The organism is Dellaglioa sp. CoH-56-MRSF-14 (genome assembly GCF_056782115.1).
The window spans coordinates 59,911-82,575 of sequence record NZ_JBXAYB010000004.1 but is presented as its reverse complement, the minus strand read 5'-3'; the positions used below and the strand labels follow the sequence as shown (position 1 = coordinate 82,575).

General features: G+C 33.8%; 21 protein-coding genes. 6 read left to right on the top strand and 15 right to left on the bottom strand.

What is annotated here, in order from left to right; translation table 11 throughout:
- Positions 1-11 precede the first annotated feature (11 nt).
- Entirely contained in the window at positions 12-629 is a 618-nt protein-coding gene (locus tag AC1RPX_RS05585) for a DUF1054 family protein (protein WP_481761664.1), read from the bottom strand.
- A 68-nt stretch (positions 630-697) separates the two neighbouring features.
- Here AC1RPX_RS05585 and AC1RPX_RS05580 point away from each other — a divergent pair, with 68 nt between their 5' ends.
- Positions 698-1,144, top strand: coding sequence for a YueI family protein (locus AC1RPX_RS05580; RefSeq protein WP_481761663.1), 447 nt, complete (start codon positions 698-700; stop codon positions 1,142-1,144).
- Between the two features lie 48 nt (positions 1,145-1,192).
- Here the strand turns inward: AC1RPX_RS05580 and gshAB are convergent, their stop codons facing one another.
- Positions 1,193-3,451 carry a bifunctional glutamate--cysteine ligase GshA/glutathione synthetase GshB gene (gene gshAB / locus AC1RPX_RS05575; RefSeq protein WP_481761662.1) on the bottom strand — a complete coding sequence of 753 codons (2,259 nt, stop codon included), beginning with the start codon at positions 3,449-3,451 and terminating at the stop codon, positions 1,193-1,195.
- Positions 3,452-3,590: 139 nt separating this feature from the next.
- On the opposite strand from gshAB, the gene AC1RPX_RS05570 reads away from it, so the two are divergent.
- Complete coding sequence (locus AC1RPX_RS05570; RefSeq protein WP_481761661.1) at positions 3,591-4,862, top strand: replication-associated recombination protein A; 1,272 nt, start codon at positions 3,591-3,593, stop codon at positions 4,860-4,862.
- Positions 4,863-5,554: 692 nt separating this feature from the next.
- Complete coding sequence (locus AC1RPX_RS05565) at positions 5,555-6,040, top strand: universal stress protein (protein ID WP_409022337.1); 486 nt, start codon at positions 5,555-5,557, stop codon at positions 6,038-6,040.
- A gap of 34 nt (positions 6,041-6,074) precedes the next feature.
- On the opposite strand, the gene AC1RPX_RS05560 is transcribed toward AC1RPX_RS05565, so the two are convergent.
- The 5 genes from AC1RPX_RS05560 to AC1RPX_RS05540 all read right to left on the bottom strand — a co-directional run bounded on the left by AC1RPX_RS05560 (position 6,075) and on the right by AC1RPX_RS05540 (position 10,959).
- Positions 6,075-6,632, bottom strand: coding sequence for a DNA-3-methyladenine glycosylase I (locus tag AC1RPX_RS05560; protein ID WP_481761660.1), 558 nt, complete (start codon positions 6,630-6,632; stop codon positions 6,075-6,077).
- Between the two features lie 72 nt (positions 6,633-6,704).
- Positions 6,705-7,811 (bottom strand): D-alanine--D-alanine ligase family protein, encoded by a 1,107-nt coding sequence (locus tag AC1RPX_RS05555; RefSeq protein WP_409022784.1) that lies wholly within the window; start codon positions 7,809-7,811, stop codon positions 6,705-6,707.
- Positions 7,812-7,913: 102 nt separating this feature from the next.
- The gene (locus AC1RPX_RS05550) at positions 7,914-9,224 is read right to left on the bottom strand and encodes an NCS2 family permease (RefSeq protein WP_481761659.1); all 1,311 of its coding nucleotides are present in this window, start codon (positions 9,222-9,224) and stop codon (positions 7,914-7,916) included.
- A 135-nt stretch (positions 9,225-9,359) separates the two neighbouring features.
- The gene (locus AC1RPX_RS05545) at positions 9,360-9,914 is read right to left on the bottom strand and encodes a 5-formyltetrahydrofolate cyclo-ligase (protein ID WP_481761658.1); all 555 of its coding nucleotides are present in this window, start codon (positions 9,912-9,914) and stop codon (positions 9,360-9,362) included.
- 4 nt (positions 9,915-9,918) lie between these two features.
- Positions 9,919-10,959, bottom strand: coding sequence for a zinc-binding alcohol dehydrogenase family protein (locus AC1RPX_RS05540; RefSeq protein ID WP_481761657.1), 1,041 nt, complete (start codon positions 10,957-10,959; stop codon positions 9,919-9,921).
- Positions 10,960-11,159: 200 nt separating this feature from the next.
- Between AC1RPX_RS05540 and AC1RPX_RS05535 the strand changes: the two genes are divergently transcribed.
- Positions 11,160-11,876: a DUF975 family protein gene (locus tag AC1RPX_RS05535; protein ID WP_481761656.1), complete on the top strand. Its 717-nt coding sequence runs from the start codon at positions 11,160-11,162 to the stop codon at positions 11,874-11,876.
- Between the two features lie 30 nt (positions 11,877-11,906).
- On the opposite strand, the gene AC1RPX_RS05530 is transcribed toward AC1RPX_RS05535, so the two are convergent.
- Complete coding sequence (locus AC1RPX_RS05530; RefSeq protein WP_481761655.1) at positions 11,907-12,548, bottom strand: DNA alkylation repair protein; 642 nt, start codon at positions 12,546-12,548, stop codon at positions 11,907-11,909.
- A gap of 92 nt (positions 12,549-12,640) precedes the next feature.
- Between AC1RPX_RS05530 and AC1RPX_RS05525 the strand changes: the two genes are divergently transcribed.
- Together AC1RPX_RS05525 and AC1RPX_RS05520 are read left to right on the top strand one after the other, a co-directional pair.
- Entirely contained in the window at positions 12,641-13,744 is a 1,104-nt protein-coding gene (locus tag AC1RPX_RS05525) for a baeRF6 domain-containing protein (RefSeq protein WP_481761654.1), read from the top strand.
- 102 nt (positions 13,745-13,846) lie between these two features.
- Complete coding sequence (locus AC1RPX_RS05520) at positions 13,847-14,317, top strand: nucleoside 2-deoxyribosyltransferase (RefSeq protein WP_481761653.1); 471 nt, start codon at positions 13,847-13,849, stop codon at positions 14,315-14,317.
- Between the two features lie 92 nt (positions 14,318-14,409).
- Here AC1RPX_RS05520 and AC1RPX_RS05515 read toward each other — a convergent pair whose 3' ends face one another.
- The 7 genes from AC1RPX_RS05515 to sufD all read right to left on the bottom strand — a co-directional run bounded on the left by AC1RPX_RS05515 (position 14,410) and on the right by sufD (position 22,661).
- The gene (locus AC1RPX_RS05515) at positions 14,410-16,314 is read right to left on the bottom strand and encodes a M13 family metallopeptidase (RefSeq protein ID WP_481761652.1); all 1,905 of its coding nucleotides are present in this window, start codon (positions 16,312-16,314) and stop codon (positions 14,410-14,412) included.
- A 271-nt stretch (positions 16,315-16,585) separates the two neighbouring features.
- On the bottom strand, positions 16,586-17,356 hold the full coding sequence (locus AC1RPX_RS05510) for an ABC transporter permease (protein ID WP_481761651.1): 771 nt from the start codon (positions 17,354-17,356) through the stop codon (positions 16,586-16,588).
- Complete coding sequence (locus AC1RPX_RS05505; RefSeq protein WP_481761650.1) at positions 17,349-18,284, bottom strand: ABC transporter ATP-binding protein; 936 nt, start codon at positions 18,282-18,284, stop codon at positions 17,349-17,351. Before AC1RPX_RS05505 ends, AC1RPX_RS05510 begins: the two co-directional genes overlap by 8 nt.
- A 56-nt stretch (positions 18,285-18,340) precedes the next feature.
- Positions 18,341-19,735 (bottom strand): Fe-S cluster assembly protein SufB, encoded by a 1,395-nt coding sequence (sufB, locus tag AC1RPX_RS05500; RefSeq protein ID WP_481761649.1) that lies wholly within the window; start codon positions 19,733-19,735, stop codon positions 18,341-18,343.
- A gap of 14 nt (positions 19,736-19,749) precedes the next feature.
- Entirely contained in the window at positions 19,750-20,181 is a 432-nt protein-coding gene (gene sufU, locus AC1RPX_RS05495; RefSeq protein ID WP_481761648.1) for a Fe-S cluster assembly sulfur transfer protein SufU, read from the bottom strand.
- Positions 20,168-21,406, bottom strand: a complete 1,239-nt coding sequence (locus AC1RPX_RS05490; protein WP_481761647.1) for an aminotransferase class V-fold PLP-dependent enzyme — start codon at positions 21,404-21,406, stop codon at positions 20,168-20,170. The genes sufU and AC1RPX_RS05490 overlap by 14 nt, the downstream gene beginning before the upstream one ends.
- Positions 21,375-22,661 carry a Fe-S cluster assembly protein SufD gene (sufD, locus tag AC1RPX_RS05485; protein WP_481761646.1) on the bottom strand — a complete coding sequence of 429 codons (1,287 nt, stop codon included), beginning with the start codon at positions 22,659-22,661 and terminating at the stop codon, positions 21,375-21,377. The genes AC1RPX_RS05490 and sufD overlap by 32 nt, the downstream gene beginning before the upstream one ends.
- Positions 22,662-22,665: the final 4 nt, after the last annotated feature.

Below are 22,665 nucleotides of genomic sequence, written 5' to 3'. Positions count from 1 at the left end.
ACATCTCATTCTTAATGAGATGTTTTTTTTGTCCATATTTTATAGATTTCAATTAGTGGCAGTAATGTATTTTTCAAGTCGTTTAGTTGTTTATATTCATTTAAGCTAAAAAACTCATCTTCAATAGCTAAATTCTGTCCAATCAATAGTTCTTTAGTTTGTACACTACTCCACTTTTGACTATCAGTAAGTGTTATTGTGTTTGCTAAAGTACCCGTCTCTTTATTTGTATGATCCACTGACCACACGAAAGTATCTTCTAGTTTCTGAATCATTATTATTGATTCAGAAACGCCCTCTTCATACAAGCTTTTGTCTTTAATATCTGCTAATGCAGATAACCAGATAAATAACCGATCATCCCAATAACCAATTTCAAAATGTGGCATCATTTTATAGCCACGTTTATTCTCGCTAAAAGCCATCCAAGTATCAGGCGGTGGATTTTTTGATCTTCTAGCATGTTTTGCAATGTGCAAATACATTTTAATTCCTAATTGTTCTTCTAAAAAAGGTAGTAGTTCAGCTCCCACCTTTTCGAATTTGGGATCAATAATTGTCTTTATTTTTTTTAATCGTCCGTCTAATGTTTGATCTTTAAAAATTAAAAAATCATCTTTTATAAACATTTCGCTCTCTCCTTTTGTATCAAACATGGTATGCTAAATTCATAACTTACTGAAAGGTGGTCAACTCCATGACTGAAAATAACTTAGATCCACATCTTCAATCTGGCCTTTACGGAACACCTCAACTTCATCCCGATGAACAAAGAAAGTACTTAGGGACATTTAGAGAGCGGGTCAGCCTAGCAATGACTGTTGCTGAGGTAACAGCATCTAAAAATATGGCTGGATTTGAAAAAGAACTACTTGAACATCCCGACTATCATGTTCTACTTAATGGTACAATTGATCAGAATATATTAGCCCCATACATCACCTTAACGCATAAGCATGATGTTAAATTTACATTAACATCAAATAATGATACTCCTGATGGGGTTGAAATTATGGGGCTAGTTGTCGCTTCTGAAAAAAATGCGATTAATGAATCTGTTATTGATATTAATGAAAAATATCCAATTATACAAGTTGAAACGCCAGAAAAGAAAAAATCATTTTTTGAAAATTTATTCGATTAGCATAAAAACTTAAACTAACACTTTTATATTAAGTGTAGTTTAAGTTTTTTATTTGGTTTCTAAAATCTTTACTATTTCATTAGCAATAGGCTGGTTATCTCCAAAATTAGGAAACGAATTTATCGATAAATCAGGAGCCGTTTCAATTGAAAGAACGGTTAAAGCATCCCTATGTCTATAGTCATATGCTATATACAAGTTAGGAATAACCACATCAACTGCCCCCATCGTCATTTTTAAACGTTTTGCATAACCTTCAATTAACGCTATATATGATTCGTCCATTTGATTGCTAACTTCATTTTGATTTGCACCCGAATAAAAATTACTATCATATCTAATGATTGCTTCAGACCCTCTTGAAATAACAGTTGATTCAGTAATACCTTGTGATGCTATTGTTTGATGTTCAACTTCTGACAATTTAAGCGGATACCATGGACCTTGACTAGTACGTTCTACTTGTGCATTTTTTATTGTAATTAACTGTGCCAACGTCTTTCGTCCATCGCCAACTACACTAACTGGTAATCTTTCAACAATACCCTTTACATGGCCACCTACAATCATAAATCGATAGACTGACCCAACAGTAATTTCTTCAATTAAAACTTGTGTATCAATTGATAAGATACGTTTAACGGCTTCTTTATACTCGCTTAACGTCGGAGCCACTCGAAATACATGTGTTGCTTGACTGCTCTTTATGAATCTTGGCTTAATAACTAATGCTTTGTTGACTACATCTGCATAATAGTTCATAGCTTCATCTAAAGTGTGTACATTAATACTACTAGGAACTTTAATATCAAGGTTGCCCAATATTTTTTTAGTTGTTTGCTTGTCATATGCAATTTTGTTTAAAACACTGGTATCTAAATCAGAAATTACCCCATTTTGCAGAAGATGTCCGTTCACCCGTATGACGTCCAAATCACTGTCAACAAGATCAAAATAAGACCCTCTTTTTATCAACGCTGCTAAAATAAGCTGCGTATTTTTCGAGTAACAGTTAAAGCCAATCAATGAACTTAACTGTGACTGATACTTTATCTTATTAGATTTTGCTTGTTCCATTGCAAAATCAGCCAACGATTTATTAATATCTTCATCAACTATCCTTGCACTCAGACTCAATTCAGGTCGTTCAAATTGTAATTTAAATTGAACTAATGTATCCTCTAAATTTTTATCTAGATAAAAATTATCATTAAATAAAATTAATTCGTTCAGCAGTTTTATTGCAGCATTTTTAACAATCGAGGTTGTTTTAGGGTCTTCTATTGCCACCTCATTTTTTAATTGTTTCGCTTTAAATATAATATCATCAACTTCATTTTCTGCCATATCTGGCGTCATTAGAAAGTAAGCCGCTAATAATTGAATAAACTTAATTGTGTCACCTTGAATACCAACACGAGAAAATGGATCAACATCAAATCCACGGAGTTCAATATAATTAACACCAGATGAAATTAATGTATCTTCCTTTTTAGTAGCTGATTTAAATTGTACATCTCCATAATATTCAGAAAATGATAACAATTTACCATTCTGGACCATCTTATTAAGTGACGTAACGTATGAGTTAATTGATCGATAAGAAGCTTGAACTGAACTATCAATATTGGTATAGCCAAATTCACTGTTTCTAACACTTCTAACCGGATGACAAGCATTATAATTAGTACTTTCAACAATTGGTGTTGCTCCAAACAAGTAAGTTGTAAGCCAACTCTTTTCCATAAATTTGCGTCCAATTTTTAAATAGACGTAATTATGAAATTCTATATAAGAATTAAAATAACTATGAAACTCAGAATCAAATAAAATCTGAATTACTTTTTCTGGAAAGCTAAAATTAAGATGTACAGACGTAAAAAGTTGACGTTTTTTTCCATACTTTTCTGCTAATTTATTTCGGTATATAAATCCTAATTCATCTGGATGCGCTATTCTTACTTTAGATTCATCCACTGGTAATTTAGGAATTGAACTCAATGGCCATAACTGTTCATCACTATCCAATTCTTGTGTTGCGACTTGTTGAATGGCATCTAGATAGTTAATAACATTATCAGCCCCCTCAATTGGTGGCGTGATAAATTCCATTTGTGATTCGCCAAAATCTGTTTTTATATAAGGATGTTTAAATCTATCTCCTAATGATTCAGGATGATCAGTTGAACTCAGCACTCCCGTATTCTTCACTCTTTGAGTTTCTCGCTCTAATCCTATCAACGATTTTCTAAGTAGAGGTGCGAGCTTTTCTTCCTGAATTTGTAATCCGATTGCATCTAGTTTCATATCATTGTGCCTCCTCATTTGTCTATTACATTGTACCAAATATTTGAATTAATCCTTCATATTTGCAATCCATTGTGCCAATTAAATTTATGCAATATGCTATACTATTCTTTAGTAATCAACGTGAAAGGAGCCACATATGTTACAACCACTTGCATTCAGAATGCGACCAACTAAAATTGAAGAAGTCGTTGGCCAACAACACCTTGTTGGTCCAGGTAAAATTATCAAACGAATGGTCGAAGCAAAACTGCTTTCATCTATGATTTTATACGGACCACCTGGCACTGGTAAAACGAGTATCGCCAGTGCTATTGCCGGATCAACTCAGTATGCATTTCGTAAATTAAATGCTGCAACTGATTCTAAGAAAGACCTTGAAATCGTAGCTGAAGAAGCAAAAATGAGCGGTACTGTTATTTTACTTTTAGATGAAATCCATCGATTAACGAAACCTAAACAAGACTTCTTATTACCCCACTTAGAAAGTGGCCAAATTATTTTAATCGGTGCAACAACAGAAAATCCTTACATTACCATCAATCCAGCTATTAGAAGTCGAACACAAATCTTTGAAGTTAAACCTTTAGACGAAAATGATATTGAAACTGCACTTGATCGTGCACTAGTAGATAAAAATATTGGTCTCGGAAATCTTAATATTAATTTAGAAGCTAATGCACGGTTACACTTAGCGCGAGCAACCAACGGAGATTTACGTAGTTCTTTGAATGCACTTGAACTAGCTGCTAAGTCAACCCCACCTGATAGTTCAGGTGTCATTACCTTATCACTATCAGTCATAGAAGAGTGTCTACAAAGAAAAGCATTAACCCATGATAAAGATGGCGATGCTCACTATGATGTTATTTCTGCTTTTCAAAAATCAGTAAGAGGTTCCGATGTTAACGCGGCTTTACATTACTTAGGACGTTTAATTCTTGCTGGTGATTTACCTACAATTGCAAGGCGTTTAATCACAATGGCATACGAAGATGTCGGATTAAGTAGCCCTGCAGCATGTGCTAGAACCTTAACTGCTGTACAGGCGGCAGAAAAAATTGGCTTTCCAGAGGCTAAAATACCTCTGTCTAACGCAGTAATTGATCTCTGCCTCTCACCCAAATCAGACTCGGCAAATGTTGCCATAAATAATGCAATTGCTGATATTGAAAAAGGTGGTTTTGGAGATATTCCTGCTCATTTAAAAGATTCACATTACAAAGGTGCTGCAGATTTAGGTCATGGTATTGGTTATAAATTTCCACATAACTATCCAAATGATTGGGTTGCCCAACAATATCTTCCAGATAAATTGAAAGATGCTAATTATTATGAGCCTAAAGCAAACGGGCGTTATGAACAAGGACTTAAAGAACAATATAGTAAATTACATCCATCAAAAAGATGATTTGTTGCCGCTTACATCATAATTGTTGCACCTTTTAAAAGTCTGTGCTATATTAAAGATGAAGTTCTGAAGTGTACGCGTTATCTTATTAGAATGTTGACCGAACAAATAATTATACCTAGGCGTCAACTTGATAGGCTAGCTAATTTCAAGCCTTTTCACTTGGTAGTTAGAGGCTAGTACAGTCGATGCCACCTGCTTCACTGCGGGCTCAACTCACGAAGATGATTAACGGCACTACGCGGATATTCCAAAGCTTTTGCTTTGATGGTCTGGGCAAACTATGTTTGCTCAGACTTTTTTTATTAAGAATAAAGGAGTCTTTAAATGTTAATTCGGATACTTTTAGCCGTTCTTTCACTCTTACTCTTGACTATCGGCTATTACTTATTCTCACATCGCAACAAAAATTTTATGATATTTAAACCTGAGTCAAACCAGGTGCTAAGCTCAATACTACTTGTCTTTGGGTTAATTATCTGTATTGAAAGCTTAGTTGGCTTAATTTCAGTAATCATTTTTATACCCATATTTTGTGGGATACTAGTTACTCTAGCCTGCCTTACGGTTGGTGCTTTAACAATTATTTTATCTTTTTTTATGCATTAATCTAACTTTGTAACCGTTTTTACTTCTATTTTCATTCGTTTTGTCGTAAAATAGAGGTATATAAAAGAAAGAGGTGGCCGACCATGTTACAACAATATAAAAATATTTTAGTTCCTGTAGATGGTTCTGATGAAGCAAAATTAGCATTCGAAAAAGCAGTACAAGTAGCTTTAAGAAATGGCGAAGATTCTACACTTCATCTTTTGCATGTTATTGACACTAGAGCATTCCAAAATATCTCAAGTTTTGATACGTCAATGGTTGAACAAGTTAGTGATACAGCAAAAGAGACATTGAATAAGTATATTGCACAAGCAAAAGCAGCTGGTCTTAAGAATGTTGACTACTCAATTGAGTATGGTTCTCCAAAAGTAGTTATTGCTAAAAATGTTCCTATTAATTTAGATATTGATTTAATTGTGATCGGCGCTACTGGATTGAATGCAGTCGAACGATTATTAATTGGTTCAGTTACAGAATACGTAACTCGAGTTGCTGTTTCTGATGTCTTAGTTGTTCGAACAGATTTAAATAACACACCTGCTCTTAAAAATAATCTTAAAAAATAAAAAAAGAAATTAGCCATAATTGGTTAATTTCTTTTTATTTTGTCTTGAATTTACATAAAGTAATATGGTCATCTACCATACCCATACTTTGCATCAATGAATAAATAATTTTAGGACCAACAAACTTAAACCCTAATTTCTTCAATTCTTTAGATAACTTTTTTGAAATGTCGGTTTCAGCTGGAACATCCTCTGCATGTCGCCAGAGATTATTAATTGGTTTATTTGCTACAAATTCCCATAAAAATGAATCAAATGATTGCCCATCTTGGTTCATTCTTATGATCGCCTGTGCATTCGCGATAATAGCGATAATTTTTTGCTTATTTCGAATAATATCTGCATTTTCCATTAGTTCCGCAATTTTATCTTCATCAAATTGACTAACTTTGTAAATTGAAAAATTTTCAAAAGCGTGATTAAAATGATTACGTTTATTTAAAACGGTCTTCCAGCTCAACCCTGCTTGCATTAATTCTAAACTCAATAATCTGAATAGTTGTTGATCGCCATAAAGCGGCTTTCCCCATTCTTCATCATGATAATCTTGCATTAACTGATTACCCGATTGGGCCCATGGGCATCTTTCCATATTCTATTCTCTCCTTCACTCAAATAAAAAAGATTACTAGTGCTGTCTCCAGACTAATAATCTTCTTAAAATTTAGATTTCAGGTAATTCAGTAAAGTCATAATGTAATTCTTTAACAGCGGCATGTTCGTCGAATGCTAATTGGATTAATTTATCAATTAATTCTGAATAACCAATTCCTGAAACTTCCCACAATTGTGGATAAAGCGAAATGTTTGTGAATCCAGGTAACGTATTTAGTTCACCAAGATATGGAATACCATCTTTAACTAAGAAATCAATTCGTGCTAAACCACGACAACCCAATGCTTCAAAAGCACGTAATGACATGTCTTGGATTTCTTTTGTTAATTCATCTGGTAATTCAACAGGCATTTCAAATTCCACACCTGAAGCATCAACGAATTTATTATTGTAATCGTAAAATACATCAGATTTAGGTACGATAACTGCACCTAATTTTGAAGCTTTTAAATCAGTATTTCCAAGAATTGAACATTCAATTTCATCAGGATTTTCGATTGATTCTTCAACTAAAAGCTTTGTGTCATATAAAAATGCATCTTCTATACCTTCAAGGAATTCTTTTTCGTTATGTGCCTTATGAATACCAACTGATGATCCTTGGTTAGCTGGTTTAATGAAAACAACTTCTCCAAGTTCCTTACTAATGTGTGCGTAAGTCATTTCAGCACGATTGTTGGCCTTAACAACCAAATATTTAGTATTTCTGATATTATTTAACGTTAACATTTTCTTAGTTAAATCTTTATCAAATGAAATTGCTGATGAACGAACATCACTACCAATATATGGTTTATCTAAAAGTTTAAATAATCCTTGAATTGTACCATCTTCACCCATATTACCATGAATAACTGGATAAAAAAGATCAATATCTTTAACTTCAGTTAAACTCATGATATTAGCTAACGGATTTGTAAAATCAATTGTTGGTAAGACATCTTCAACAACTTTTGCTTCTGGTTCGCCATCAAAAATGCGACGTGAAGCAGCATCTCCAAGTAGTACACCTTCCTTTGTAAACATGAATAAACTAACTTCGTACTTATTTTTATCCATTGCATCGTAGATATTATGTGCTGAACGTTTTGAAACGTCATGTTCTGATGAATTACCACCAAAAAGTAATCCAATGTGTATCTTTTCGCTTGTCATCATATTCTCCATTCCTATTGTATTATTTTTGTTCGCTTTAAACTCTTAGTCTAAATAATACCATGTTTATAGTAGATCTGTCATTTACGTTTGCTATTTTATTTAAACATTTAAAATCCACATGAAAAGTAAGAACACAAAGAACAGTCCGTACATGATTGGATGAACATCTTTTCGACGACCAGCAGCAATCATTGTAATTGGATAAAAAATCATTCCCAAAGCAATCCCGTCAGAGATACTATAAGTTAATGGCATACCAATTACAATTAAAAATGCTGGAATTGCAATTTCCATTTTTGTCCATTCGATTTTTGTTAAAGATTGTGCCATCAATACACCAACAATAATTAATGCTGGAGCAGTGACCTGTGTTGTTACAACTGATAATAATGGCGAGAAAAATATCCCGACAATAAATAATAATCCAGTTGTAACAGCCGTTAAACCTGAGCGTCCACCAACGGCGATACCTGCTGAAGACTCAACATATGCACCAACTGGAGATGTTCCTAAAACAGAGCCAGCAAGCATTGCTGTTGAATCAGCAACTAAAGCTTTACCGACACGAGGCATTTTATTGTCTTTCATGAATCCGGCTTGTTGAGCTAACCCAACAAGTGTTCCAGCAGTATCAAAGAAAGTAACTAACAAGAAGGTTAAAACGACTACCCATAACTGAACCGTGTTAATATCACTAATATGTTTAACGCCTTGCATAAATGTTGGGGCCAAACTTGGGGCACCGGCAACAACTTGTGTTGGCATTTTAATTAATCCTGTGATGAATCCTAGAATAACTGTTGCAAACATCCCAATAAAAATACCACCTGGAACACGTCTAACCATTAAAATTGCAGTAACAATTAAGCCAAAGATTGTTAACCATGTTGTACCAACGGTCAATGGACCTAGGCCCACAACTGTGGATTTGTTTGCGATAATTAAGCCACCATCTTGTAAACCGATAAAAGCAATAAATAAACCAATACCACTTGAGATAGCGTATTTTAAGTTACTTGGAATAGCATTAATAATCATTTCGCGTAGTTTAAAAATAGTAATTAAAATAAAAATTAGTGATGCTACAAATACACCTGCTAAAGCTGTTTGCCATGGAATTCCCATACCTATAACAACTGAATATGAGAAAAAGGCATTAATACCCAATGCGGGAGCTGTTGCTATTGGGTATTTAGCTAAAATACCCATTAAAATACAGCCTAAAGCACTTGATAATGCAGTTGCAGTAAATACTGCCCCTTTGTCCATCCCCGAAGCACTTAAAATCGTAGGATTAACAAATAATATGTAAGCCATTGATATAAACGTTGTAAAACCAGCTAACATTTCGCGTTTAACCGTTGTATGTAACTGATCAATTTCAAAATATGATTTAATGCGATTAATCATTTTAAATCTCCTTTTCATAAATACATTTGTTCGTGTTTATCTCATTAATGAGCAATTACAATTTTACTATATTCGTATATTAATGTAAATAATATTATTAAACTGTATTTTGTTAAGGATTTATTCAAATAGAACTTATACTGTAATAATTTTATCAATTTTAATATCAAACTGATTACTTGTCCATTTCTCAGAAATTACATTTTGAACGTCCAAACAAAGTGAAATTGTTTTTGGTTGATATTTTGCAATATACCGATCATAATAACCACCGCCAAAGCCAATCCTTTGATTATTCTCTAAATTAAACCCAACTCCTGGTACAATCACTAAATCTAAATTATTCTTTTCAAGTGCAACATTATATTCAGGTTCTAATAGTCCATAATCACTTTTTATAAGCACCTGTTCAATAGATAAGTAAGGTAAAAATGCAAGTTGCTTTTCAGGCATCGTTTTTGGTATATACACCCTCTTACCTTGAGACAGTGCCGCCAATAGTAATTCGTTAGTACTAAACTCAATCGATTGACTAATTGTTAATCCGATTGAATCAGCCGATTCCCATTCTTCAGATTGTAAAACTTTATCAATAATTGCCTTCTCCTGATTCCTTTTTTCAAGGACCTTATTTTTTGCCAAATCAACCATCTTGTTAATAATCATTTTTCTAATTTCTTTTTTACTCAATAGCTTATACCTCCGCGTTAAATTCACCAGTTATTACAAACTTTCCAATCATCTTACCATTTTCAACAACTTCAGAAGCCGTTCGTAAATTATCGGCGTTAATCCCCACCAATGATTTAGTCATCGTTGATTTTAGTTTGCCTTCATCTAATAACGTGGCTAAGCGATTTAATGTTTTACCTTGAGAGCTCATATCTGCCGTGTAATATACACCTTTAGTAAAAACTGTTAGCCATTTAAACTCATTACTTTTATTTTTTAATTTACCAATTGGTAAATTATCAGATGTGCCCACAATTGAAGTAATAATACCCTGAGGTCTGATGATATCTGCTGCTAAATCAAAATAAGTTTCTGTTGAGTGCAATATTAGAATACCATCAACTTCATTAATATTTAATTTAACTAATTGTTTCTTCAAATCTTTTCGGTGATTAATGACAATATCAGCGCCCATCTTTTTAACCCAATCGCTCGTTTCTAATCTTGAAGCGGTCGTGATAACAGTCAAACCAGCCCATTTAGCAAGTTGAATAGCAATAGAGCCTACACCACCAGCTCCATTAATAATTAAAACTGATTTTCCACTATTGGCATTTTTCTCTGGAATGAAATTTAATTTTTCAAATAATGCTTCCCATGCTGTTACACCTGTTAGTGGCATAGCGGCTGCTTCACTGTCTGTTATTTTCTTGGGTGCATTTCCAACTAGTCGTTCATCAACTAGCTGATACTCAGCATTACTTCCTGAACGATTATTGACACCTAAATAAAAAACCTTATCACCACTATTAAATTGTGTTACTTCTGATCCTATTTCAGAGACGACCCCGATTGCATCGAAACCTAAAATAAGTAATTTTTCTTCAGAATCAATTAACATTCTTGATTTATAATCTATTGGATTCACTGAAATACCCGTTACCTTCACAAGAATATCATGATTTTCAGGTGTCGGTTTATCGATTTTGACATCTCGTAATGCATTTTTATCTTCTGTCGGAAATTTTCCAAATGCTGCGATGGCCTTCATTTTATTTACCATTAGCTCACTCTTCTTCCATTAATATAGATTACGCTATTCATCTTACTACAATCTAACAAAAAGTTTGGTTTGTTTCACTTTTATACCGTCTAAAAATATTGAAATACTCACATTCTCAATCTGTCAGTATAGACTTAATATTTGGTTTAATGTATGCTTAAAATATTATTAAAACATATACAATTAAGGAGACACACATCATGGAAAAACCACTAAAAACGAGACAACAACTGAAATCTGAATCAAAGGCATTACTTAAAGGACACTGGAAGTCAGCTATCCTAGTTAGCTTACTAGCAATCCTTATTTTTATTGTTTATTCTCGCTTATATTCTACTGAGTACGCAGACATTATGAATTTATATTCTACTGAAAATAATAACCAATCATCAGCTATCAGTCCTATAATTTCAGCAACTGTCGTTGTTCTTTATCTTATTTTTCAAATTCTACTTGTAGGTGTTTCATATACATTCTTAACTTGGGTCAGTTCACAAAAAACACCAGAACATGCATTTACACAAAGTTTCCAAGTTTTCTCAAATGAATTATTTTTCCCATCTATTGGTATCGCCATTCTCAAAACCATTTATAGTACACTTTGGACTCTCTTGCTTATTGTCCCAGGAATTATTAAATACTATTCTTATTCACAAGTCTTTATGATTAACAAAGACTTAACAGATAACCCAAATCATCCTGACATCAGTATTAATAAAAAAATAACGTTAAGCCGTGAATTAATGAACGGACACAAATTTGATTTATTCGTAATAGAGTTAAGTCTGGTTGGTTGGTACCTATTATCAATCGTGACACTTGGAATTGGTTATATTTGGTACATGCCTTATCAACAAGCAATTAAAGCAAATTTCTACAGAGACCTTGCCGGAGATAAATTCTTAACCTTAAAATAAGCAAAAAAGACTGAATAAAATCAGTCTTTTTTATTTTGTCTTCACATGTTTAAGTCCTTCTCGCACAGCTAGCTTTGATAGATCATGGCTCTCAATAAAAGTTATAACCCAATTTTCATCAGTCTTAGCATACTCACGTAATGACCAACCAATCGCTTTTTGGATGAAAAATTCATCTGTTGTTCTATCATTCAAAATCATCTTTGATAAGTAAGCTAGATTAGTTTCTTCACGATAGCCTAACTGAAGATTTATACCCACACGACGCATCCAGAAATTATCATGGTTTTCAAATTGCTTACTAATATCGTTAAAATTTATCGGACTTAATTTTAAAAAGTCACTAATAACCTTACGTAAAGCATCTACTGAATCCCACCATGGTTTAACCTTAATTAACTCAACCAATACTTGGACTTCATCAACCGTCAATCGTTTAAGATTTTTTTGTGCTAAGTCGATTGCAACATATTGATACTCTCTTTCTTCACGACCATAATAAGCTAAAATTTGTGAGATTAACTCTTCTAGAGGCCAACTCTTAGATTCTTTCATCAAGTCCTTTGTTAGTTCACGTCGACTTGGTGTCTTAATCCCTAAGTAAGAAAAATTATTTTTCATGTAAGCTTCCATTTTTTTAATATTTTTGTTATCTTTTTCTAAATAAATCATATTTACTCCTTTTATGAAAACGTAACCATATAAGTTGGATAACCGTTTTCATGATGTTATACTAAAGGTAATCATATAAAGGGGGAACCATTATGTCAATGCATAACAATTTGAAAAAATTACTCACAATCAAAGAAGAACCCATTGTATCAATCTTTATCAAAACATATCCAGGTATTAATTTTGCTGCGAAGAATCAGTTAAAACTAAAAACTAGTTTAAAAACTGCCAAAGAAGCTCATTCGGATGTACCTAAGAAAACTTGGGAACTAATTGAAACACAATTGGTTAATTTTATTAATGAAATTGCAGATAAAATCGGTCAATTCCCTAGTATCGCACTTTACTTAACACCTAACGATTACTTTAAATTTAATTTAAATCACGCTATTGAAGTAGATAAAGTTATTGTTGGTCCTGAAGCATACACTTTACCTTTATTAGCTCAACAAGCAACAAAATTATCAGGAACAATCCTAAGCTTACACCGTGATTCATTTGAATTACATCAATTCAAAGAAGGTGTCTTATTGAAACAAGAACTCCCAGAGGATGCTCCTATCGACATGGTATCAACTCTTGGTCCTGAAAGTACAGATACCACGACCACTCATGGCCCTACTGGCGCCCTCCATGGGTTAAATACTAAGGATGAAGAAAAAGCGATTGATAATAGAAATTACTACTTGGCAATTGAAAAATTCCTAGTTACCCATCCCGAATTAATTTATAAACGTCTTTTCCTTATTGGACTACCTAAAAATCAAAGCTTATTCCATGAATTAACAAAATTAAAATCAGTTAATTCAGAAATTACAATTAAAAAATCACCTAGTGCCCTAACAACTACAGAAATTGAAAAAGATTTGTTAGATCAAAATCAAATTTTAATCAATCAAACAATTGATCATTTATTGGATCGTGCTCGTTCACTTGATGAAGTTAATCCAAGCAAAACAAACCCAATCGATTTGTTTGCTCTATTAACGCAACATCGTGTTAATACTTTATTAATTAACGAAGACGCTGTATTCCCTGGTTTAATTAGTGATGGTCAAATTATCGATACTGAACCTGGAAAAACAACCAATAACTTATTAAATGATTTAGCTAACTTTACTTTACGTAATAGTGGTAACGTTTACGTTATTTCAGCTGACCACTTTAATTCAGGTCAATTCGTTTACGGTGTTTAGAAATTGAAAAAGAAGACTTCATTGTCTTCTTTTTTTGTGCCCATTTTTAAAATGTCATGCTATACTTAAAAAAGCAAATATATATTCCAGGAGACGATATTAATGAATAAAGTTTATTTAGCAGGTCCATTTTTTAGCGACAAACAACGTGAACGTGTTTCTCAAGTTGTTGCAGCATTAAAAGAGAACAAAACAATTGATAGTGACAATATTTACTTGCCCCAAGATAATCAAAGTAAACAATATGAACAATTCAGTCAACAATGGCAACGTGCAGTTTATTTAGCTGACACACGCCAAGTTCATCGCGCAGACGTTGTTGTTGCTATCTTAGACTACAAAGAAGACGAAGATAACGAACCTGACTCTGGTACTATGTTTGAAGTTGGTATGGCAGTAGAAGCTCATATTCCAGTTATCTTAGTTCAATTTGAAGCTGGTCGTGTTATCAATCTAATGTTATCTGAAAGTTTAACTGCTTTCTTTGATGAGAGTAAAAATGGCTTAAATGAACTTTCTGAATATAATTTCAACGTTTTGGAAGAAAAAATTACAGAGAACGAAGTATTATAATATGCTACCTTTAAGTATTACGGATAAACAATCGCAGCAAAAAGGACATTATCATTTTGATAATGTCCTTTTAATTTGTCTTAATTAATCATTTACCAAATATTAACGCGTTCATCGACTGCTTTATACATTGCATCACTTGCAACAATATCAAAGGCATCATAAAATTCTGCTAAATTTTGAACTTGAATATTAGCACGCAACTTAGCAGGGGCATGAACATCAATTGATAATAACAATTGCATATACTGTGTTGAAGCCTTCATTCGCCATACTTGTGCCCAATTAATGAAAAATGCTTCAAAATCAGTATCGTCTTCAGATTTAGCCGCTTCAAGTGCACAACTAAGCCCACCAGCATCAGCAATATTTTCAGAAACTGTTAAAGTCCCATTAACTTTTTGGCCTGCGAATTCAGTTCCGTCAAATTCAGTAATCATTTGTTGTGATAATTCTTTAAAATGGGTCAAATCGGCTTCACTCCACCAATTATTCAAATTACCATACTCATCAAATAGCGCACCATTATTATCAAAAGCATGTGAAATCTCGTGCGCAATAACTGCTCCAATACCACCATAGTTAGCACTACTACTCTGCTCTAAACTATAAAATGGTGCTTGTAAAATAGCCGCTGGAAAGACAATGATATTTTTAAAGGGATGATAATAAGCATTAACTGTTGCTGCACTCATCTCCCAAAGATCACGATCGACAGGTTTATCCCACTTACTAAACATATCTTCAGTGGCTAATTTATCAAAGGCCATTGCATTCTCTAGCAATGTTTTTTCCATATTAACGTGCATTTTTTGATAAAGCGGGTTAATTTTATCTGGATACCCAACTTGAATACCTAATTTACTTAATTTTAAAATTGCCTTATCACGTGTAGTACTTGTTAACCAATTATTAGTAGCCAATCTATTTTGATAAACATTAATCATCTTTTCAACCATCTGTTGAACGTCTGCTTTAGCATCTTCACCAAAGTATTTATATCCATAATATTCGCCCACAACCCCACTATAGGTTCCCATGGCTAGATAATAAGCAAACTTTTGTTGTTTTTTCGGTGCCTTGCTTCCAGATAATGCACGCCCGTATTCACCAGCAATAACACGTAAGTCATCTGATAAATATGAACTAAGACTCCCTACTGTTTTAACAATTAACCAACTTTTAAATTCTGTAAAATGAGTTGTATTCACGAGTTCATCAATAGATGATAAAAATTTAGGTTCAGTCACAATTATTTTTTCTGGTTCATTCCCATTTAAAAGATTTTTAACAATTGATTTTAAATCTAAATTACTACTTTGTGAACTAAATTCTGTGAAACTTTGTGGGTTGTACGCTTTACTATAATCAGCTGATTCTTCAGCACTCTTGACATTTGGCACTAAGTTACGATCAAAAGTTAGTGCCTCTGTAATAACATGATTTGCATTTTCTTCACTATAATCTAAAGCAACTAATAACTTAGTCATCATCGCCCTAAATGCTTTAAGTAAACCTTCAGCTTGTGAATTATCTCGTTCATAATACGTTTTATCTGGTAAAACCAAACTCGGAGCTGCCACAAATAAAGCATTAATTTTAGCATTTTTCATATCAGCATCAACATCAAACCCAAGTGGTGTTGGATAACCCGCACGAACAAAATCTGCCCATTTAGTATCGAAATCAGCTAAACTTGTTAAATTTTCTAAAGGTGCTAAAACTTTTTTCAATGGTAAGGTTCCTTCTGATTCACGTCGATCAAAATCAGCTGCTAAGGCATAATAGTTTAAAAATTCTTGCATTAATGGTGCTTTAACACTAGAATCAGCTGACATTTTTTCAAAATCAGCCATCAAAGTTTTATCAATTTCATCAGCTAAATCATTAAAACCACCCGTCGCAGGTTTATCATCAGGAATTTTGGCAGTTTTTAACCATTCACCATTTACTGCTTCGTATAAATCATCTTTAATTAATTGTTTATTTATAGTCATTATTTATCTCCTTTTTAGTTTTATATGTAGCTAGTATAAACGTTATTCTAGTGTTTTAATAATAATTTACTTGAAAAACAGACATTTTTTCAAAATATACCTTATATCTATCTTTTAAAGAGTCTACGATATCTATCTTTGGTACCATTTTTCGTACCCTAACAAAAAAACAAAAGCCATAAGACTTTTGTTTTTGGTGCTATCCAGATTCATTATTGATCAACCGTCACAGAATGATTAATAAGAAAGAAGGATTATTACATTGGCTATCCTAACTTCTCAAACCTCTACCTTTATTAATAAGATACCAACAAATCCAGTAAAGAACACCAATAAACAGAATAAGAATTATCATTGATAAAGCAAGTGATACATCAGTCTTACCTAAAAAACCATATCTAAATCCTGAAATCATATAAACAATTGGATTAATCTTAGAGATGGCCTGCCAAACTGGTGGTAACATTGAAATAGAATAGAAAACACCACCAAGATAAGTTAATGGCTGTAAAACAAACGTAGGTACAATTGACACATCATCAAATGACTGTGCAAAAATACCATTAATTAATCCTGCTAATGAAAATAAAATGGCTGTCATCAAAAGTGTGATAATAATAATGACCCACGAAAAAACATGAAGAGGTACAAAAAATAATGAAATAATAGTGACAAGTGCCCCAACTAAAACACTTCTTCCAAGTCCTCCAATAACAAATCCCCATATAATAATATGCGTTGGTACTGGTGCAACTAGTAATTCTTCAATATTTTTCTGAAATTTCTGAGAAAAAAATGACGAAGATACATTAGCATACGAACTAGTGATCACCGACATCATAATTAACCCTGGTACAATGAATTCCATATATGAAAATCCACCCATTGCACCAATTCGGCCACCAATCATTTTACCAAATATAATAAAATACAATGATGTTGTAATCACTGGTGGTACTAATGTCTGTACCCAAATTCTCAAATAACGATTAGTTTCTTTTATTGCGAGACTTTTTAATGCAGTAAAATATTGATTAAACATGTTTCTCCCCCACTTGGTGCTTTTCTTCCGTAATTTTCAAGAATAACTCTTCTAATCGATTCGATTTATTTCGCATAGAAAGAACTTTTATCCCTTGTTCATCAAATTGTTTAAAGATCCCATTAACACCTTGATTTCGTTCAACTTCGATAGAAATTGTTTGCGCGTCTTCAAAGGAATTTTTATACCCTATAATTTCTGGCTTTTTATCATACACATCTAAATCGAAAATAAACGTTTCAAATTGTAATTTTGATAATAAAGTTTTCATGCTCGTATTTTCAATCAACTCACCTGATTGAATAATACCGATATGACGACAAAGTGTTTCTGCTTCTTCTAAATAATGAGTCGTCAAGATAATCGTTGTGCCATTCTCATTCAATTCCTTTAAAAAAGACCACATTTCACGTCTCAACTCAATATCTACACCCGCAGTTGGTTCGTCTAAAATGAGCAACCGAGGTTCATGCATTAATGCCCTGGCAATCATCAATCTTCGTTTCATCCCACCAGAAAGCATTCGTGCACGTACATTACGTTTTTCCCATAAATCTGACTGTTTTAAATATTTTTCACTGCGCTCCATTGCTTCTTTATGAGGAACACCATAGTAACCAGCCTGATTAACAACAATTTGTTGAACCGTTTCAAAAGGATTAAAGTTAAATTCCTGTGGGACAAGTCCAATTTGTTGTTTGGCTTGTACCAAATTGGTATCAATATCGTAATCAAAAACCTTCACTGTTCCCGCTGTTTTATTCACAAGAGATGTAATAATACCAATTGTCGTTGATTTTCCCGCACCATTAGGCCCTAAAAGTGCATAAAAATCCCCTTCTTCTACAGCCAGATCAATACCACGTAACGCTTTAACACCCGTTGCATATTCTTTTTTTAAGCCTTTTATTTCCAGTGCATATATCATTTAATTATTATCCCCTTATTTACTTTTTAGGAAAAGTAACATCATTCTAAACTATTTTACCCCACACTGCCTTCCATCTGATACTCAATCAGACGATTCAATTCAACAGCGTATTCCATCGGTAATTCTTTGGTGAACGGTTCAACAAATCCCATTACAATCATCTCTGTTGCTTTTGCTTCAGAAATTCCGCGACTCATTAAGTAATATAATTGTTCTTCAGAAATTTTAGAAACTTTAGCTTCATGTTCCATAGAAACATTGCCATTTAAAATTTCATTAAATGGAATCGTATCACTCGCTGATTTATCATCCATGATGATTGTATCGCATTCGACATGTGCAAACGAACCATCACTATGTCTACCAAATTTTAAATAACCTCGATAATCAACTCGTCCACCATCTTTACATAACGATTTAGAAACAATCGAAGAAGTCGTATTTTTAGCATTGTGAATCATTTTTGCCCCAGTATCTTGAACGATATTCCCACCAGCAAACGCAATCGACAACATTGTGCCATGTGCGCCTTGACCATCTAAATAAATACTTGGATATTTCATTGTAACTTTTGATCCAAGGTTACCATCAACCCACTCCATCGTCGCATTTTCTAAGGCTCTAGCACGTTTTGTCTCTAAGCTATACACATTATCTGACCAATTTTGAATCGTTGTATACCGACAATAGGCATCTTTCATGACGTTCACTTCAACGACTGCCGCATGCAAACTGTCTGCCGAATAATTAGGTGCTGTACAACCTTCAACGTAATTAACACTTGCGCCTTCATCAACAATGATTAATGTTCGTTCAAATTGTCCTGTATTCTCCGCATTAATTCTGAAATAACTTTGAATAGGCACCTCGGTCTTCACACCTTTAGGTACATAGATAAAAGTACCACCAGACCAAACAGCCGAATTTAAAGCTGAAAATTTATTATTAGAGGCAGGAACCAATTTGCCAAAATACTGTTTAACCAATTCAGGATATTCTTGGACGGCAGCATCTGTACTCATAAAAATAATTCCTAATTTTTCAAAATCTTCACGCATATGATGGTAAACAACTTCTGATTCATATTGTGCAGAAGAGCCAGCTAAGTATTTACGTTCAGCTTCTGGAACACCAAGTCGGTCAAAGGTTTCTTTAATCTTATCTGGGACATCTTCCCAGTCTCTAGCAACATTATCACTAGCACGTTGAAAATAGCGCATATTAGCTAAATCTAACTTAGACAAATCAGGACCAAAACTTGGCATTGGCATCTTTTCATATAAGGCAAAGGCACGAAGTCGATAATCCAACATCCACTCTGGTTCATTTTTTGCTGCCGAAATTTCTCGAACAATCGCTTCGGTTAAGCCACGCCCAGTTGAATAAACAGGCTCAATATCATCTTTAAAGCCATATTCATACTCACCACCAACATCTAGTTCTTTCATATCTTACCTCCTCTCTAATTTTCTAAATTAATAGCTTGATAAACTGCCTTCCAAGCTAATGTGGCACACTTAATCCGAGCTGGAAACTGAGCGACACCTTCTAAAATAGCAGCATCACCTAAAAGATTTTCATCAATCGTTTCACCTGTTACCATTCTTGAAAATGTTGTCACCATTTCTTCTATTTCATTTTTTGCTTTACCAATAATTTCATCAGTCATCATACTTGCAGATGCCTGGCTAATCGTACAACCCGTCCCAGAAAAGGCAACATCTTGAACCTTGTTGTCACTCATGATAAGTTCAACTTTTAAAACATCCCCACAGGTTGGATTTCTGAGTTCAATTGATTTCTGACCCTTTACTAGTGAGCCATGATGATGCGGATGTGTGGCATGTTCCAAAATAACTTGGCGATATAAATTATCTAATTTAGATAGTCCCATTTTTAAAGAACTCCTTTGTAGCGATTAACGCGTCAATAAATTTTTGATTTTCTTCTAAAGTATTGTAAAAATATAAACTAATACGAACAGTTGACGATACACCCATGCACTTCATTAATGGCTGTGCACAATGATGACCCGCGCGAACCGCAATTCCTTGCATATCAAGAGCTGTCGCAACGTCATGCGGATGTAGTCCCTCCAAATTAAATGAAATAACGCCTGATCGTTTTTTACTTTCAGTTGGCCCATAGACAGTAATGCCAGAAATGGCTTTTAATTTAGGTAATAAATCAGTGATGAGCATCTGTTCATGTGCTTGTATATTAACCATTCCAACTTCATTTAAATAGTGAATAGTAGCACCTAATGAAATGACCCCTTCAATATTAGGTGTCCCCGCTTCAAATTTCCAAGGAATATCTTTAAAGGTTGATTGTTGCTCTTCAACAAAATCAATCATCTCACCACCAAATTCTAGTGGCTGCATCTCGTTCAAATAATTACTTTTTCCATATAAAACGCCAATACCAGTTGCAGCCCCCATTTTATGACCTGAAAAAGCAAAAAAATCAACATCTAACTCCTGAACATTAATCGGCATATAAGGTATTGATTGCGCCCCATCACAAATAACAACCGCACCGACTGTATGTGCCATGTCCGTTAATTCTTTGATGGGGTTTATACTCCCCAAAACATTTGAAATTTGAGTTAGCGATACAATTTTAGTTTTAGCTGTCATTTTTAATTTCGCATCATTAATGTCTAATTGTCCATCATCTGTTATGTCGATGTAAACTAATTTAGCACCAGTTGCTTGTGCGACTTGTTGCCAAGGAACAAGGTTACTATGGTGTTCCATAATAGATATTAAAATCTCATCCCCTGGTTTCAATCGATTCTGTGCAAAACCCTGAGCAACCCAGTTTAAACTTTCGGTTGTCCCTTTTGTAAATAAGATTTCAGCTGAATATTTTGCATGAATAAAATCAGCAACAGCTTGTCGTACATCTTCAAATTGCTGTGTTGTACGCTCGGCTAAAGTATGCACACCACGATGTACATTGGCATTATCATTTTCATAATAATGTGAAATGGCATTAATAACTGCTTGTGGTTTCTGAACAGTTGCAGCATTGTCAAAATAAATTAACGGTTCATCATTCACAATTTGCTTTAAAATAGGAAAATCATTGCGATACTTTTTCAAATTTTTGACCATTAATGAGTTTCCCCTCTATTGTTTCGATTAATCGTTCACGAACATCAACTGCCGGAATTGCCGTTAAAACAGGTCCTAAGAATCCACGAATAACAAGTCTTTCTGCTTCTTCTTTGTGTAATCCACGACTCATCAGATAGTACAATTGTTCCTGATTCACGCGTCCAACACTAGCTGCATGTCCAGCTTGAACATCATTTTCATCAATTAATAAAATAGGATTAGCGTCTCCACGTGCTTTTGTGGATAACATTAGCACACGGCTTTCTTGTTGAGCATTCGCACCCTTTGCACCTTTAATAATATGGCCAATTCCATTAAATATTAATGTAGAACGCGATAAAATTACACCGTGTTGCAGAATTTGACCAATTGAATGTTTACCATAATTCGTCACCCGTGTATCAATCCCTTGAATCTGATTTCCTGTTGAAATCGCAACAACTTTAACATCTGCGTGAGAACCTGCACCAATTAAATCAGAATCGAAATCGCCAATTATATTGCCATTATTAAGTAATCCAATTGACCAATCTATTTTTGCATTGCCTAATAAATAACCCCGACGGTTAATATATGCTGTTGTATGTTCCCCTAATTGATCAACTCCAGCAAATTTAACATGACTGTTAGCTTTAGCAATCACTTCCACAATAATATTTGCGGTTGTGATCTGATCACCGACTGTTGAACGATTTTCTAGATATGAAAACTGACTATTTTCTGCTGCGACAATTAAAACATGCTGTACATAGTCCTGATTGTCCCGTGCATCCTGCGTTAAATAAGTTGTAATTGGGTTGTCTAATACAACATTTTTAGGTACATAAATAAACAAACCACCGGTTAATTGTGCTAAATGCGTTGCGGTCAACAAATCACTATCCCATTTAACTGCCTTAGTCATAAAATATTTCTTAATTAAATCTGCATGTTCCACTAACGCGGTTGACCAGTCGCAAATAATAACATGATTTTCTTTTAATTCCTCAGATATATTTAAACTAATCGTTCGAGATCCAACTTGAATAAACGTATTTTCATCCGATTTTTTTGAAACAAATTCCCCTGATTCTTTAACCAGTGTTTCAGGTATAATGGGCCATTTTTGGTATCTAATTTTTTCAAATGAAGGAAGCGCTAGTAATGTTTTTTTTACAAAGGCATCTCTTCTTAATTGTTGAAACCACTCAGGTTCTTGTTTTAAATTTGAAAAATCAATTATACTTTGTTCTAAGAGCTTCAAATCAATCATTTTC